The 15,048-nt window shown below is 74.5% G+C and carries 13 protein-coding genes, 1 rRNA gene and 1 pseudogene; 12 read left to right on the forward strand and 3 right to left on the reverse strand.

Features of this window, described 5'->3' with window-relative positions; all coding sequences use genetic code 11:
* From rrf to ACZ45Q_RS26630, 3 genes and pseudogenes are all read left to right on the forward strand, one after another.
* Positions 1-92, forward strand: a 5S ribosomal RNA gene (rrf, locus tag ACZ45Q_RS26620); the annotation flags it as partial.
* 90 nt (positions 93-182) lie between these two features.
* Positions 183-980 (forward strand): annotated as a pseudogene (locus ACZ45Q_RS26625) (tetratricopeptide repeat protein); the annotation flags it as partial.
* 15 nt (positions 981-995) lie between these two features.
* Positions 996-1,718: a tetratricopeptide repeat protein gene (locus tag ACZ45Q_RS26630; RefSeq protein ID WP_468266065.1), complete on the forward strand. Its 723-nt coding sequence runs from the start codon at positions 996-998 to the stop codon at positions 1,716-1,718.
* 77 nt (positions 1,719-1,795) lie between these two features.
* Here the strand turns inward: ACZ45Q_RS26630 and ACZ45Q_RS26635 are convergent, their stop codons facing one another.
* Positions 1,796-3,088, reverse strand: a complete 1,293-nt coding sequence (locus tag ACZ45Q_RS26635) for a DUF1015 family protein (protein ID WP_468265804.1) — start codon at positions 3,086-3,088, stop codon at positions 1,796-1,798.
* A 109-nt stretch (positions 3,089-3,197) separates the two neighbouring features.
* Between ACZ45Q_RS26635 and ACZ45Q_RS26640 the strand changes: the two genes are divergently transcribed.
* The 4 genes from ACZ45Q_RS26640 (at position 3,198) to ACZ45Q_RS26655 (ending at position 7,296) form a co-directional block, all read left to right on the forward strand.
* Positions 3,198-4,226, forward strand: coding sequence for an HAD hydrolase-like protein (locus ACZ45Q_RS26640; protein ID WP_468265806.1), 1,029 nt, complete (start codon positions 3,198-3,200; stop codon positions 4,224-4,226).
* 60 nt (positions 4,227-4,286) lie between these two features.
* Complete coding sequence (locus ACZ45Q_RS26645; protein WP_468265808.1) at positions 4,287-5,330, forward strand: FecCD family ABC transporter permease; 1,044 nt, start codon at positions 4,287-4,289, stop codon at positions 5,328-5,330.
* A gap of 86 nt (positions 5,331-5,416) precedes the next feature.
* A complete protein-coding gene (locus ACZ45Q_RS26650) occupies positions 5,417-6,436 on the forward strand; it encodes a FecCD family ABC transporter permease (RefSeq protein ID WP_468266067.1) in 1,020 nt (339 codons plus the stop codon).
* Positions 6,433-7,296, forward strand: coding sequence for an ABC transporter ATP-binding protein (locus ACZ45Q_RS26655; protein ID WP_468265810.1), 864 nt, complete (start codon positions 6,433-6,435; stop codon positions 7,294-7,296). The genes ACZ45Q_RS26650 and ACZ45Q_RS26655 overlap by 4 nt, the downstream gene beginning before the upstream one ends.
* 9 nt (positions 7,297-7,305) lie before the next feature.
* Here the strand turns inward: ACZ45Q_RS26655 and ACZ45Q_RS26660 are convergent, their stop codons facing one another.
* A complete protein-coding gene (locus ACZ45Q_RS26660) occupies positions 7,306-7,653 on the reverse strand; it encodes a sterol-binding protein (RefSeq protein ID WP_468265812.1) in 348 nt (115 codons plus the stop codon).
* 42 nt (positions 7,654-7,695) lie between these two features.
* On the opposite strand from ACZ45Q_RS26660, the gene ACZ45Q_RS26665 reads away from it, so the two are divergent.
* The 5 genes from ACZ45Q_RS26665 (at position 7,696) to ACZ45Q_RS26685 (ending at position 13,197) form a co-directional block, all read left to right on the forward strand.
* Positions 7,696-7,977 carry a hypothetical protein gene (locus ACZ45Q_RS26665; RefSeq protein WP_468265814.1) on the forward strand — a complete coding sequence of 94 codons (282 nt, stop codon included), beginning with the start codon at positions 7,696-7,698 and terminating at the stop codon, positions 7,975-7,977.
* 23 nt (positions 7,978-8,000) lie between these two features.
* Positions 8,001-8,816, forward strand: a complete 816-nt coding sequence (locus ACZ45Q_RS26670; RefSeq protein WP_468265816.1) for a TlyA family RNA methyltransferase — start codon at positions 8,001-8,003, stop codon at positions 8,814-8,816.
* Entirely contained in the window at positions 8,813-9,718 is a 906-nt protein-coding gene (locus ACZ45Q_RS26675; protein ID WP_468265818.1) for an NAD kinase, read from the forward strand. The genes ACZ45Q_RS26670 and ACZ45Q_RS26675 overlap by 4 nt, the downstream gene beginning before the upstream one ends.
* Before the next feature lie 150 nt (positions 9,719-9,868).
* Entirely contained in the window at positions 9,869-11,611 is a 1,743-nt protein-coding gene (recN, locus tag ACZ45Q_RS26680; RefSeq protein WP_468265820.1) for a DNA repair protein RecN, read from the forward strand.
* 440 nt (positions 11,612-12,051) lie between these two features.
* Entirely contained in the window at positions 12,052-13,197 is a 1,146-nt protein-coding gene (locus tag ACZ45Q_RS26685) for a glycosyltransferase family 4 protein (protein ID WP_468265822.1), read from the forward strand.
* A gap of 129 nt (positions 13,198-13,326) precedes the next feature.
* Here ACZ45Q_RS26685 and ACZ45Q_RS26690 read toward each other — a convergent pair whose 3' ends face one another.
* Positions 13,327-14,973, reverse strand: a complete 1,647-nt coding sequence (locus ACZ45Q_RS26690) for a PucR family transcriptional regulator (protein WP_468265824.1) — start codon at positions 14,971-14,973, stop codon at positions 13,327-13,329.
* Between the last annotated feature and the right edge of the window lie 75 nt (positions 14,974-15,048).

Here is a 15,048-nt window from a genome sequence, read left to right on the forward strand (position 1 = left end):
CGCCCGGTTACATTCCGAACCCGGAAGCTAAGCCTTACAGCGCCGATGGTACTGCAGGGGGGACCCTGTGGGAGAGTAGGACGCCGCCGAACAATCTTTGGAAGGACCCCTGGTCACCAGCGTTCAGCTGGGACCAGGGGTCCTTTTTTATATGCTTGCAGTACCGAAGACAGGAGTCACCGATGTCCACCAACTCTCCCGACGACCGACCGGAGCGCGACCAGCGGCGACGGGACAGTGGTGACCGGGGCGGTCAGCGTGGCCCTCGCGGCGGCTTCCGCCGGGACGACAACCGCGGTGGCGGCGGTTACGGCCGCCGCGACGACCGCGGCGGCCGGCCCTCCTTCCGTCGCGATGACCGTGACGACCGAGGCGAGCGCGGCGACCGTGGAGAGCGCGGAGAGCGCGGAGAGCGCGGCGGCTTCCGTCGGGACGACAACCGCGGTGGCGGCGGCTACGGAAGCCGGCGTGACGACCGCCGGGGGGACGACCGCGGTCAGCGCGGTGGCTTCCGCCGGGACGACCGCAGGGACGATCGCCGGGACGACCGGCGGGACGACCGGCGGGACGACCGCGACCGTGGCTTCCGTCGCGACGACCGTAGGGACGACCGGCGCGACGACCGGCGTCGTGACGACCGCCGTGACGATCGCGGTGGCTTCCGTCGCGATGACCGGGACCGGGACCGGGACCGTGGCTTCCGGCGGGATGACCGCCGGGACGACCGGCGGCGCGACGACCGGCGTGACGACCACCGCCGCGGCGACGACCGGGGCGGGCGCGGCGGCTTCCGTCGGGACGACAGCCGCGACGATCGCGGTGGGCGTCCGGGAGGCTTCCGCGGGCGCGACGAGCGCGGCGGACGCGGACCCCGTCGTGACGACCGCGGTGGACGACCCGGCGGCTTCCGCGGGCGTGACGACCGGCGCGGCGGTGGCGGCTTCCGCGGCGACCGGGACCGGGACCGCGACCGGGACCGCGAGCCGATCAAGCGGCTGCCGATCCCCGAGGACATCACGGGCGACGAGATCGACAAGGACGTACGGCAGGAGCTTCAGAGCCTGCCGAAGACGCTCGCCGAGGACGTCGCCAAGAACCTGGTGATGGTCGCCCGGCTCATCGACGAGGACCCCGAGGGCGCCTACGGCTACTCCAGGGTGGCGCTGCGGCTGGCGTCCCGCGTCGCCGCCGTACGCGAGGCGGCCGGGTTCGCGGCGTACGCGAACCAGAAGTACGCCGAGGCCCTCGCCGAGTTCCGGGCCGCACGGCGGATGACGGGCACCGCGGACCTGTGGCCGGTGATGGCCGACTGCGAGCGCGGGCTGGGCCGGCCGGAGAAGGCACTGGACATGGCCGGTGCCCCGGAGGTGCAGAGGCTCGACAAGGCGGGCCAGGTCGAGATGCGGCTCGTGGCGGCGGGCGCCCGGCGCGACATGGGGCAGTTGGACGCGGCCATCGTCACGTTGCAGAGCTCCGAGCTGGCCTCCCACGCCGTACAGCCGTGGACGGCGAGGCTCCGGTACGCGTACGCCGATGCGCTGCTGGCCGCCGGCCGGGACCGTGAGGCGCGGGAGTGGTTCGCGAAGGCCGTGGAGTCCGACCGGGACGGCAGCACCGACGCCTCCGACCGGCTCGCCGAGCTGGACGGCGTGGAGTTCGTCGACGCCCTGGACGAGACCGGGGGCGAGGAGCCGCCGGCGGAGCCGGAGAAGGACTGACACCGGTCGGTGCCCGACGCGCCGTGAAGGGGCGGAACCGCATGGTTCCGCCCCTTCACGCGTCGACGCCCCCGGCGTCAGACGTCCAGCGCGCGCAGCACCAGGCCCGAGGCGGGCTTCGGGCCGAACGAGGTGGACTTGCGCGGCATCATGACGCCCTGGCGGGCCAGGTCGCGGACGACCTCCTCGCGGACCGGGTGCATCAGGACCGCCGTACCGCCGTCGCGCTCGGCCTTCTCCACCGTGGCCGCCGTGTCGTGGATGTAGGACACATGTGCCGCCGAGTCCTCCGGGATGCGCCAGACCTCCGCGAGGAGCGTGGCGTGCAGGACGGTCGCGTCCAGGGTCCGCCAGGCCTCGGGGCGGTCGGCGGGGACCGTGCGGGCCAGCAGCTCCGGGTCGGGACGGTCGGCGAGGTGGAAGGCGCCGTCGCCGGCGAGCAGGAAGGCGTTGCCGTCCTCGGCCGCCTTCGCCAGCGCCTGAACGGCGTCCGGGAGCGGCGTGTCCAGGCGGCGGACCCGGAAGCGGCCCTCCAGGGCGGTGACGGCGTCGGCCACCGCAAGACCGTGCAGCAGCCGGTGGATGGCGCGGACCCGCAAGGGGTAGCGGACGGTGTCGACCAGCAGCACGAGCCCGTGGTCCCAGGGGCTGGGGGAGGGGTGCTCCGCGCGCAGGGTGCGGTAGGTGGCCCAGCGGTGGTGGCCGTCGGCGATCAGGGCCTGCTGCCGGGCCAGTTCCGCGCGGACGCGGGCCACGGCGGCGGGGTCGGTGACCGACCACAGGCGGTGGGCGACGCCGTCCTCCGTCGTCGTGGCGAGGAGCGGCGGCTGCTCGGCCGTCTCCTCCACCACCGTGGTGGTCGCGGTCGTCGTGCCGTCGCCCCGGTAGGTGAGCAGCAGGGGTTCGAGGTTGGCGGAGGTGGCGCGCATGAGGGCCGCCCGGTCGGCCACCACGTGGGGCATGACGTCCTCGTGGGGCAGCACCACCCGCTCCGCGGGATCGGTGACGCGGAGGGCGCCGATGAGGCCGCGTTGCAGCATGCCCGCATCGTCGCGCTGTTCGTAGACGTACAGGCCCGGTTCGGGATCGGCCGTCAGGATGCCCTCGGACAGCCAGCGGCGCAGGGTGCGGGCGGCCTGTTCGTTGCGGGCGTCCGGGGTGGCGGCCTGGGGCAGGATCAGCCGGACGATGTTGTGCGGGTCGTTCGACTGGAGCTGGTGCAGGCCGTCGGGGCGGACCACGACGTCGTACGGCGGTGATGTCACGGCGGCCAGGCTGCCGACCCGGTCGGGGTCGTAGCGAAGGCCTCGGAACGGGGTGAGTTCCAGGCCCCGGCGCGCCTTTGCTTCCGAGTGACCTGCTGCGTTCATCCCGGCATCGTACGTGTGTCGGTGCCATGAGGGATGATCGGGGGAAAGGCGTGCACGGCCGCCAGGACGGGCACGACGGTGCGAGCAGCGCGACGAGGAGCGATGTGCAATGAGCCGGAGCGTCAGGACGAGGCCCGAGGCCAGTGGGCCGGCCCTGAGCGAGGCGTACGACACGGCGCTGCTCGACCTGGACGGTGTGGTGTACGCCGGGGGGAACGCGATCGCCCACGCGGTGGAGTCGCTGGAGGCGGCCCGCGCGGGCGGTATGCGCCTGGCGTACGTCACGAACAACGCGCTGCGGACGCCCGACGTGGTGGCCGCGCACCTGACGGAGCTGGGGATAGCCACGGGCGCGGCGGACGTCGTCACGTCGGCGCAGGCCGTGGCCCGGCTGATCGCCGAAGAAGTGCCGGTGGGGTCGCGGGTCCTCGTCGTCGGCGGTGAGGGACTGCGGGTCGCGCTGCGCGAGCGCGGCCTCGAACCGGTCGAGTCCGCCGACGACGACCCGGCGGCCGTCGTGCAGGGATACGGGGGACCGGAGCTGCCCTGGGGGCGGTTCGCCGAGGCGTGTTACGCGATCGCCCGTGGTGTGCCGTGGTTCGCGTCCAACACCGACCTGACGATCCCCGGCGCGCGCGGCATCGCGCCGGGCAACGGCGCCGCCGTGGAGGTCGTGCGGATCGCGACCGGCGCCGAGCCGCGGGTCGCGGGCAAGCCGTTGCCTCCGATGCACCGGGAGACCGTCCTGCGCACGGGCGCCCGCCGGCCGCTGGTCGTCGGGGACCGGCTGGACACGGACATCGAGGGCGCGTTCAACGGCGGCGTCGACTCGCTGCTGGTGCTCACCGGCGTGACCGGCGCCGCGCACCTGCTGGCCGCTCCGCCGCGGCACCGGCCGACGTATGTCGACGCCGATCTGCGGGGCCTGCTGGCCGGGCAGCCGGAGGTCACCGGGGTGGACGGCGGTTTCCGGTGCGGTGGCTGGACGGCGGCGGCCGGTCCGGAGCAACTGGAGCTGGAGGGAGACGGAGAGCGGCTGGACGGGCTGCGGGCGCTGTGCGCGGCGGCCTGGACGGCGGCCGGCGACGGTGTGTGCGGACAGGACCCGGGGAAGGCCCTTGCCAGGCTGGGGTGGTGAGGGGTTCCGGCGCCCGTCCGGGGATCGAGATCGAATGGCAGGGTAGGCTAACCTAACTGCGTGTTGGTCGACAGTCCCCCAGAACCGCGCGCGGAGACCGCTCCCGCGCCCCCCAAGCGCCAGGCGATACGCGCCGTCGGGCTGCTCGTCTCCGTGGCGATCCTGGTCGCCATCGCGTTGGCGAGCATCGCCGTCGGCGCCAAGGACCTGTCCCTCCAGCAGGTCTGGCACGGCCTGTTCCACGACTCGGGCACGTTCGGCGACGTGGTGGTGGGCGAGCGGCTGTCCAGGACCGTCATCGGACTGCTCGCCGGCGCCGCGCTCGGACTGTCCGGCGCCGTGCTCCAGGCGCTCACCCGCAACCCGCTGGCCGACCCCGGACTGCTCGGCATCAACGCCGGCGCCTCCGCCGCCGTCGTCACCTCCATCACCTTCCTCGGCGTCACCTCGCTGAGCGGCTATGTGTGGTTCGCGTTCCTCGGCGCGGCGGCGGTCGGCGCCCTGGTCTGGTTCCTGGGCGGCAGCCGGGGGGCCACGCCGGTGCGGCTGGCCCTGGCGGGTACGGCGATCTCCGCAGCCCTCTACGGCTATCTCCAGGCCGTGATGATCATGGACGACGCGGCGCTCGGCCGGATGCGCTTCTGGACGGTCGGCTCGCTGTCCTCGGCGACCAACGACATGATCATGCAGGTGCTGCCGTTCTTCGCGATCGGCACGGTCCTCGCCCTCGCGCTGGCCCGGCCGCTCAACGCGATGGAGATGGGCGACGACACCGCCAAGGCGCTCGGCGCCGACCTGAACCGGACGAGGGCGCTGTCCATGCTCGCCGCGGTCATGCTGTGCGGGGCGGCGACCGCGGCCTGCGGGCCGATCGTGTTCGTCGGGCTGATGGTCCCGCACGTCGTCCGCTCCTTCACCGGCCCCGACCTGCGCTGGATCCTGCCCTACGCCACGATCCTGTCGCCCGTGCTGCTGCTCGGCGCCGACGTCCTCGGACGGATCGTCGCCCGCCCCGCGGAACTCCAGGTCGGCATCGTGACGGCGGTGCTCGGCGGTCCGGTCTTCATCTATCTCGTACGACGGCGGAGGACGGCCCAGCTGTGAAGAACACGCCTGCCGCGAAGAACGACCGCGCCGGGACGGCCCGTCCCGCCGCGAGGAGCACGTCCGCCGCGAAGAGCAACCGTGCCGTGCGGACCCCTGGAGGGATCTCCGTCCGCCTCGACGTCCGGGCCCTGCTGGTCGTCGTCCTGCTCGTGGTCGCCGCCTGTGCCGCGAGCGTGCTGCTCATCGGCACCGGCGACTTCCCGATCGCGGTCGGTGACGTACTGAAGTCACTGGTCGGTGACGGGAACGCGGGCCAGGAGTTCATCATCCAGGAGCTGCGGCTGCCGCGGGTGCTGGTCGGGCTGCTGGTCGGCGCCTCGCTCGGGCTGGGCGGCGCGCTGTTCCAGGCCATCTCCCGCAACCCGCTCGGCAGCCCGGACATCCTCGGCCTCGGCCAGGGTGCCACGGCCGGCGCGCTGGTGATGATCGTCCTGTTCTCCGGGACGACGACGCAGGTCACCGTGGGCGCGCTCGTCGGCGGCCTGGCGACCGGCCTCGGCATCTACGTGCTCGCCTGGAAGCGCGGTGTGCACGGCTACCGGCTCGTCCTGGTCGGCATCGGCATGTCCGCGATCGTCACGGCGGTCAACGGCTATCTGCTCACCAAGTCGGACATCGTCGACGCCTCCCGTGCCGTGGTGTGGATGACCGGGTCGCTCAACGGCCGGGACTGGGACCAGGTCTGGCCGCTGCTGGCGCTGTGCGCCGTCCTGGTGCCGCTGGTGCTCGGCAACGCGCGCGGGCTGCGGATGCTGGAGATGGGCGACGACATCTCGTACGCCCTGGGGGTGCGGGTCGAGCGGGTGCGGATGCTGCTGCTGGTGGCCGCCGTGCTGCTCACCGCCACGGCCACCGCCGCCGCCGGCCCCGTCAGCTTCGTCGCGCTCACCGCGCCGCAGCTCGCCCGGCGCCTGACCCGCTCGCCGGGGCCCAACCTGGTGCCCGCCCTGTGCATGGGCGCCGCCCTGCTGGTCACCGCCGACTGGATCTCCCAGCGCGCCTTCGGCGCCGACCAGCTGCCCGTCGGCGTGGTCACGGGGGTCCTCGGCGGCGTCTACCTGTTGTGGCTGCTCGTCTCCGAGCGCAAGGCCGGCCGGATATGAGCGCCGGCACCCGTCCCGGCAGCGGGCTGAACAACCGAAGGAGCAACGTGAACCGCCTCTCCGCCGAGAACGTCACCCTCGCCTACGACCAGCGCGTCATCGCCGAGCAGCTGTCGGTGGAGATACCCGACCACTCCTTCACCGTGATCGTCGGCCCGAACGCGTGCGGCAAGTCGACGCTGCTGCGGGCCCTGTCCCGGATGCTCAAGCCCAGCCGGGGCCGGGTCCTCCTCGACGGGCAGGCCATCCAGTCGATGCCCGCCAAGCAGGTCGCGCGCACCCTCGGCCTGCTGCCGCAGTCGTCGATCGCTCCCGACGGGATCACCGTCGCCGACCTCGTCGGCCGGGGGCGCTACCCGCACCAGGGCCTGCTGCGCCAGTGGTCGGCCGAGGACGAGCGGGTGGTCCAGGAGTCCATGGCGCAGACCGGCGTCGCCGAGCTGGCCGACCGCTACGTGGACGAGCTGTCCGGCGGGCAGCGGCAGCGCGTGTGGATCGCCATGGCGCTCGCCCAGCAGACCCCGCTGCTGCTCCTCGACGAGCCGACCACCTACCTGGACATCCAGCACCAGATCGACGTCCTCGACCTGTGCGCCGAACTGCACGAGGAGCAGGGCCGCACCCTCGTCGCCGTGCTGCACGACCTGAACCACGCCGCCCGCTACGCCACCCACCTCATCGCCCTGCGCGGCGGCCGGGTCATCGCCGAGGGCGCGCCGAACGACATCGTCACCGCGGAGTTGGTGGAGGAGGTCTTCGGGCTGCGCTGCCAGGTCATCGACGACCCGGAGACCGGCACGCCCCTCATCGTGCCCGCCGCGCGCAAGGCACGGCAGCGGGTGATGGTCAAGGGCGCCTAGAACGGGCGCCTAGAGCAGCTTCCGGAGGCGGAACAGGTCGCGCAGGCCGGCCTCCAGCCGCACCCGGCCCGATCCCCAGGCCTTGGCGAAGTTCAGCTCGCCGCCGACCAGGGCCACCAGGTCGTCACCGGTCAGGGCCAGCCGGATCTGGGCCTTCTCGGGCGGGGGGCCGGCCACGGTGTCGTCCACCGCGATACCGCCCTCCGCCATGCGCCCCACGAAGGTGACGTCGAGGTCGGTGATGTGGCAGCTCACCGAGCGGTTCAGGGCCGCGGCCTCCCGCACGTCCCCCTCGGCGCTGCGCATGTCGTCCGAAAGCTTGTCGAGTGCGGCACGGCACTCCTCGATCGTGGCCATCGCGACCGACGGTACCGCAGCGGTTCGGGGTAGCGTCGGGGCATGAACGACGTGCTCCCGGAGAACCGGCCGGCGGTGGACGACGCGGTCGCGGAGAACGGGCCCGCGGTGGAGCCCGAGGACGACGGCCCGGCCGCCCCCGCCCCGCTGGGGGTGGTCCGGGCGCCCACGGGCGACGCCGGGGTGGACGCCCGCCTGGAGCGGCTGGCCGACGCCGACCACCTCGCCACGGACGGACACCTGGAGGTGTACGAGGATGTACACCGGGGGCTGCGCGACGCGCTCACCGCGCTCGACGCACGCCCGGCCCCTCCGACGCCGTAACACACACAGGAGCTGAACCGAACGTGGCAGGAGTCGCACGCCGCCGTCTCGACGCGGAGCTGGTCCGTCGCAAGCTCGCGCGCTCGCGTGAGCACGCCAGCCAGCTGATCGCCGCCGGCCGGGTCACCGTCGGCAAGACCGTCGCGACCAAGCCCGCCACCCAGGTGGAGACCGCGGCGGCCATCGTGGTCTCCTCCGACGACAGCGACCCCGACTACGTCTCCCGGGGCGGCCACAAGCTCGCCGGCGCCCTGTCGGCGTTCGTGCCGCGGGGCCTGGTCGTCGAGGGGCGGCGGGCGCTGGACGCCGGCGCCTCCACCGGCGGCTTCACCGACGTCCTGCTGCGCGCGGGCGCCGCCCACGTCGTGGCCGTCGACGTCGGCTACGGACAACTGGCCTGGTCGCTCCAGCAGGATGAACGCGTCACCGTCAAGGACCGTACGAACGTACGCGAGTTGACGCTGGAGGCGATCGACGGAGAGCCGGTGGACCTTGTCGTGGGGGACCTGTCCTTCATCCCGCTCGCCCTGGTGCTGCCCGCCCTGGCGCGGTGCGCGAAGCCGGACGCCGATCTGGTGATGATGGTCAAGCCGCAGTTCGAGGTGGGCAAGGAGCGCCTCGGCAGCGGCGGAGTGGTGCGCAGCCCCGAACTGCGTGCCGAGGCGGTGCGGGGCGTGGCCGCCAGCGCCTGGGAACTGGGGCTCGGGGTGCGGGGCGTCACCGCGAGTCCGCTGCCCGGGCCGTCCGGGAATGTCGAGTACTTTCTGTGGCTGCGGGCCGGGGCCGAACAGCTGGACCCGGCCGACGCAGACCGTGCAGTGGCGGAGGGGCCGCGTTGACACAGAACCGAGCTCGTACTGTTTTCCTGCTGGCCCACACCGGGCGGCCCGCTGCCGTGCGCAGCGCCGAGCTGGTGGTCAGGGGACTGCTGCGCTCCGGTCTCGGGGTGCGGGTGCTCGAGGCCGAGGCGGCCGACCTGCCGCTTCCGAGCGAGGTGGAGCTGGTCAAGGAGGCCACCCCGCAGTGCCTCGACGGGTGCGAGCTGCTCATCGTGCTGGGCGGCGACGGCACGCTGCTGCGCGGTGCCGAGTTCGCCCGCGCCTCCGGGGTGCCGATGCTCGGCGTCAACCTCGGCCGGGTCGGGTTCCTCGCCGAGGCCGAGCGGGACGACCTCGACAAGGTCGTCGACCGGGTGGTCAGCCGGGCCTACGAGGTCGAGGAACGCATGACCATCGACGTCACCGTGCACCGCAACGGCGACATCGTGCACGCCGACTGGGCGCTGAACGAGGCGGCGGTGCAGAAGGTGTCCGCCGAGCGGATGCTGGAGGTCGTGCTGGCCATCGACGGGCGGCCGGTGACGGGGTTCGGCTGCGACGGGATCGTGCTGTCGACGCCGACCGGGTCGACGGCGTACGCCTTCTCGGCGGGCGGGCCGGTGGTGTGGCCGGAGGTCGAGGCGCTGCTGATGGTGCCGATCAGCGCGCACGCGCTGTTCGCGAAGCCGTTGGTGACGTCGCCGGACTCCGTGCTGGCCGTCGAGGTCCTGCCCCATGTCCCGCCGGGGGTCCTGTGGTGCGACGGGCGGCGGACCGTCGAGCTGCCGCCGGGGGCGCGGGTGGAGGTCCGGCGGGGGGCCGTGCCGGTGCGGCTGGCCCGGTTGCACCACGCGTCGTTCACCGATCGGCTGGTGGCGAAGTTCGCGTTGCCCGTGTCGGGGTGGCGCGGGGCGCCGCACTGACACGGGATCGCCGCGGGGGTGCGGGGGAACGCGGGCGGGTGTGGAGGCGCGGGCGCGCTGCGGGGCACGGCACGGCCCCGTGCCGTGACCGGCATGCACTCCTGTGGGTGACAGGCGTGGGCCGGTCGCACTCCCCGGCCCGGACCTCGTATGGTCGTGTCCGTGCTTGAGGAGATGCGGATACGGTCGCTCGGTGTGATCGACGACGCCGTGGTCGAGCTGTCGCCCGGGTTCACCGCCGTCACCGGTGAGACGGGCGCGGGCAAGACCATGGTGGTCACCAGCCTGGGACTGCTGCTGGGCGGTCGCGCGGACGCGGCCCTGGTGCGGATCGGGGCCAAGAACGCGGTCGTCGAGGGGCGGATCGCCGTACCCGAGGACGCCTCGGCCGCCGTACGGGCCGAGGAGGCCGGGGCCGAACTGGACGACGGGGCGCTGCTGATCAGCCGTACCGTTTCCGCCGAAGGGCGCTCGCGGGCGCACCTGGGCGGGCGGTCGGTGCCCGTGGGCATGCTCGCGGAACTGGCCGACGAGCTGGTGGCCGTGCACGGGCAGACCGACCAGCAGGGCCTGCTGAAGCAGTCCCGGCAGCGGCAGGCGCTCGACCGGTACGCCGGGGACGCGGTCGCCGGGCCGCTCGCCAAGTACGCCGAGGCCTACCGGCGGCTGCGGGCCGTCTCCGCCGAGCTGGAGGAGATCACCACGCGCGCGCGGGAGCGGGCCCAGGAAGCCGACATGCTGCGCTACGGGCTGGAGGAGATCGCGGCCGTCGAGCCCCGGGCCGGCGAGGACGTGGAGCTGGCGGAGGAGGCCGAGCGGCTGGGGCACGCCGAGGCGCTGGCGTCGGCCGCGACGGCCGCCCACGGGGCGCTCGCCGGCGATCCGGAGGATCCGGAGGGCATCGACGCCTCGACCCTCGTCGCGGGCGCCCAGCGGGCCCTGGACGCCGTGCGGTCGCACGACCCGGCGCTGGCGTCCCTGGCCGACCGGATCAGCGAGGTCGGCATCCTGCTGCGCGACGTGGCCGGTGAGCTGGCCGGATACGCCGACGACCTGGACGCCGACCCGCTGCGGCTGGCGGCCGTGGAGGAGCGGCGCGCGGCGCTCACCGCGCTGACGCGGAAGTACGGCGAGGACGTCGCCGGCGTACTGGCCTGGGCGGAGCGGAGCGCCGCGAGGCTGACCGAACTGGACGGCGACGACGAGCGGATCGGCGAGCTGACCGCCGAGCGGGACGCGCTGCGGACGGAACTGGGCGGGCTGGCGCAGGCGCTGACGGACGCGCGGACCGAGGCCGCCGAGCGGTTCGCCGCCGCGGTCACCGAGGAGCTGGCCTCGCTCGCGATGCCCCACGCGCGCGTGTCGTTCTCCATCCGGCAGACCGAGGACCCCGACGGCGTGGAGGTCGGCGGGCGCACCGTCGCCTACGGGCCGTCCGGTGCCGACGAGGTCGAGCTGCTGCTCGCCCCGCACCCCGGGGCACCGCCGCGGCCCATCGCCAAGGGTGCCTCCGGCGGTGAGCTGTCGCGTGTGATGCTGGCCGTCGAGGTCGTGTTCGCGGGTACCGACCCGGTGCCGACGTATCTCTTCGACGAGGTCGACGCCGGTGTCGGCGGCAAGGCGGCGGTCGAGATCGGGCGGCGGCTGGCGCGGCTGGCGAGGACCGCCCAGGTGGTCGTCGTCACGCACCTGCCGCAGGTGGCGGCGTTCGCCGATCGGCAGCTACTGGTCGAGAAGACCAACGACGGGTCGGTGACGCGGTCCGGTGTGAAGGTGCTGGAGGGGGAGGACCGGATCCGGGAGCTGTCGCGGATGCTGGCCGGGCAGGAGGACTCCGAGACGGCTCGGGCGCATGCGGAGGAGTTGCTGGCCACGGCTCGGGCGGACGTGTAGGGGTTTCCCGCTGGTCGCCGTCCGTTCGGGGTGGGTGCTGCTCCGTCGGCGGGTGCGGGGGGCTTGTGCTGAGCGGGGTTCTCCCACCCGGGCACCGCCCGTTTGCCGTCTCTTGGAAGGTGGGCGTCGCCCGTGGGGTGCGGCGCCGTCGGCGGCCGCGGGGCGTGGGCTGCGGGCTGCCTGCGGGGTGGGGGGCTGTCTGCGGGTCGTGGGCTGTGGGTTGTGGTCGGCGGTGGGGCCGGGCTCGCTCGTGTGGGTGAATGCGGGTGGGGGGTTGCCGCGGGGAGCGGTCGTCGCCGTCGGCTTCGTTCCCGGAACACCCGTGCGTCCTGGCATCCTTGGCCGAGTACGCGCCGGAAAGCGCGCGGCGCCTCTCCACCGCTCCATCCTTCTGTACTTTCTTCGTGTCCCGCCCGACGCCGAACCAGGAGCCCGGCCACGTGACCCCCGTGAGCAGCCCCTCACCGCACGGCCAGTCGCCGCTGCGCACCGTGCAGGTGCTGGGCGGAGGCAACGCCGGCAGCAGCGCGCACGTGCGCTCCCTGGCCGCGGGGCTCGTCGCACGGGGCGTGAAGGTCACGGTGTGCGCCCCCGCCGAGGCTGAACGCACCTACGACTTCTCCGGGGCCGGCGCCCACCACGTCCACGTGCCGCGCAGCAGCGACCCGGTCTCCGTCGCCGCCCTGCGCGCCCTGTGCGCCGACGCACACCTGGTCCACGCACACGGGCTGCACGCCTCCTTCCGTACGGTCCTCGCCCTCGGCGGGCGGCGGGTGCGGACCCCCCTCGTCGTCACCTGGCACGACCGCGCCCACGCCGAAGGCGCCCGCGCCCATCTGCTGCGGGTGCTGGAGCGGCGGGTGTCGAAGGCCGCCACCGTGGTGCTCGGCGCCACGTCGGAACTGGTCGACCTGGCGCGCACGAGCGGCGCACGCGACGCCCGGCTCGCCGCCGCCGCGCTGCCCGGCGGACCCCGCTCGCCGCTCGACGCCGACGAGGCCGACCGGCTGCGGCCCAAGATCCGGGCCGAACTCGGCGCCACCGGACGCCCCTTGCTGATCGCCGTCGGCTCCCTGGAACGGCACCGCGGCTACGACGTCCTGCTCGACGCCGCCCGTGCGTGGCGCCGCCTCGACCCCCCGCCGCTGGTCGTCGTCGCCGGCGAGGGGCCGCTGCGCGCCGAGATGCAGCGGCGGATCGAGGACGAGGGGCTGCCGGTGGCGCTCATCGGCCGCCGCGACGACGTCTCCGACCTGCTCGCGGCGGCCGATCTCGCGCTGCTGCCGAGCCGCCGGGAGGCCCGCTCGCTGTTCGCGCAGGAGGCCCTCCACGCGCGCGTGCCGCTCGTCGCCGCCCACGCCGGCGGCATCCCCGAACTCGTCGGCGACGCCGCCGAGCTCGTCCCGCCCTCGGACGCCGGGGCGTTCGCCGACGCCGTCGTGCGGCTGCTCGGCGACCCCGAGCGGCAGGCACTGCTGCGGGAGCGGGGCGTGCGGCAGGCGGCCACCTGGCCCACCGAGGACGCGACCGTGGCCCAGGTGCTCAGTGTCTACGACGAGTTGACGCAGCACCGGCCGATGCTCTGACCGCGCCGCGGGTCCTCGCCCCCCGGCCCGTCGGCCTCGTCGGCCCGCCAGCCTCGTCGGCCCGTCGGCCTCGCCGTCCCGTTGGCCTCGTCGCCTCGTCGGCCCATCGGCCCCGCCGGGCCGCGGGCCTCATCCGACGTGTCGCCGGGCCCGGAGTGCCAGGCTCAGGGCCAGCACCGTCTGCGGGTCGTCCAGGTCCGTGCCGAGCAGCTCGCCGATGCGGGCCAGCCGGTTGTACAGCGTCTGCCGGTTCAGATGCAGCTCGCGTGCCGTCTCCGCCTTGCGGCCCGCGTGCGCCAGATACGTCTCGAGGGTGGGCAGCAGCGGCGGCCTGGAGCGGTCGTCGTGGTCCCGCAACGGCCCGATCGCCCGGTCGACGAACGCCGCCAGGTCCGGATGGTCCCGCAGCCGCCACAGCAGCAGGTCGATGTCGAGCCGGCGGGCGTCGTACCAGGGTCGGTCGGTCAGCCCCTGCGCCGCGGTCGCCGTCTCCGCGGCGTGCCGCAGCCCCGACGCCGCCGCGGCCCAGCCGCCCGCCACCCCGACCACCACGACCGGCGGCCGCGCTCCCGGCCGCCGCATCCCGGCCCGCTCCGCCCCCGCCCGCAGCGCCGCCGCCACCCGGTCGGCCACCGTCGGCCGCTCCGACTCCGAGCGCAGGCCCAGCAGCAGCGGAACCCGGCCCTCCACCGGTCGTACGCCCAGCAGCACCGGCACCCCGACCGACGCCAGCTCCTCGGCGACCGCGCGGGCCAGCACCGCCCAGCCGCCGCCCTGAGGGCTCAGGGAGTCGTCCAGCCGCATCACCACCGGCAGCAGCGGGCTGCTCCCCGGCTTGAAGCCCAGGACCCGGGCCTGCGCGGGGGCGTCCTCCGGGGTGATCCGGCCCTCGGCGAGGTCGGTGAGGAAGTCGCCGCGCCCCCGTGCCGCCAGTTCCTCCTCCTGCCGTGCCTGCATCAGCACCACCGCGAGGATGTCCGCCGCCCGTTCCGCCGCCATCCGGTGCACCGGCGCCAGCGGGGAGCGCACGGGCAGCAGGGCCAGCCGGGCGCGCACCGACCCGGTGCCGGGCCCGCCGCCGGGCACGTCCACCAGGACCGAGCCCGCCGGGGGCGGGGCGTCCTTCTGCGGGCCGCGCAGTCCTTCCCACACCTGGAGCGGATCGGCGCCCTCGGGCCCGGCGCCCGCGGCGTACAGCAGCCGGCCGTCCGGTGTCTCCAGGAAGACCGGATTGCCGGCGAAGTCGCCCAGGATGCCGAGCACCTGCGGCACCCCGCCGCCGCCCAGCAGCGCCTCCGTGCAGCGCCGGTGCACCTCCTCGGCCCGCTGGAGCAGTGCGTAGTGGCCGTTGACGATCTCGGTGTGGATCTCCTCGGTGACCGTCACGAACGGCACCTCGCGGTGCAGCTGCACCAGCGGCAGGCCCGCCGCGCGGGCGGTGTCGACGAGGGCGGCCGGCAGCCGGGTGAAGCGCGGGCCCAGCTCCACCACGAGGGCGGCGATGCCCCGGTCGGCGAGGGTGCGCACGAAGGCCCGCTGGTCGGCGGGGCGGGCGCCCAGCCCGACGCCCGTGGTCAGCAGCAACTCGCCGCCCTTGAGCAGTGACGCGATGTTGGGCACCTCCCCCGCGTGCACCCAGCGCACCGTGCGCCGCAACCGGTCGGCGCCCGCGACGACCTCGGGGAGCCCGCCGCGCAGCCCGGGCAGCTCCAGCGCCCGCTGCACGGTGATCCCGGTGCCCTGAGTCTCCGACCTGCTGTTCCTGCCGCTGTCCATGACCGGACGCTACCTGCGGCGGTGCGCCGGGTACATCCGCGGGGTGGCGGCGGACCGCGGGTTTGCGCAGGGCGG

This window comes from Streptomyces sp. NPDC031049 (assembly GCF_055571015.1).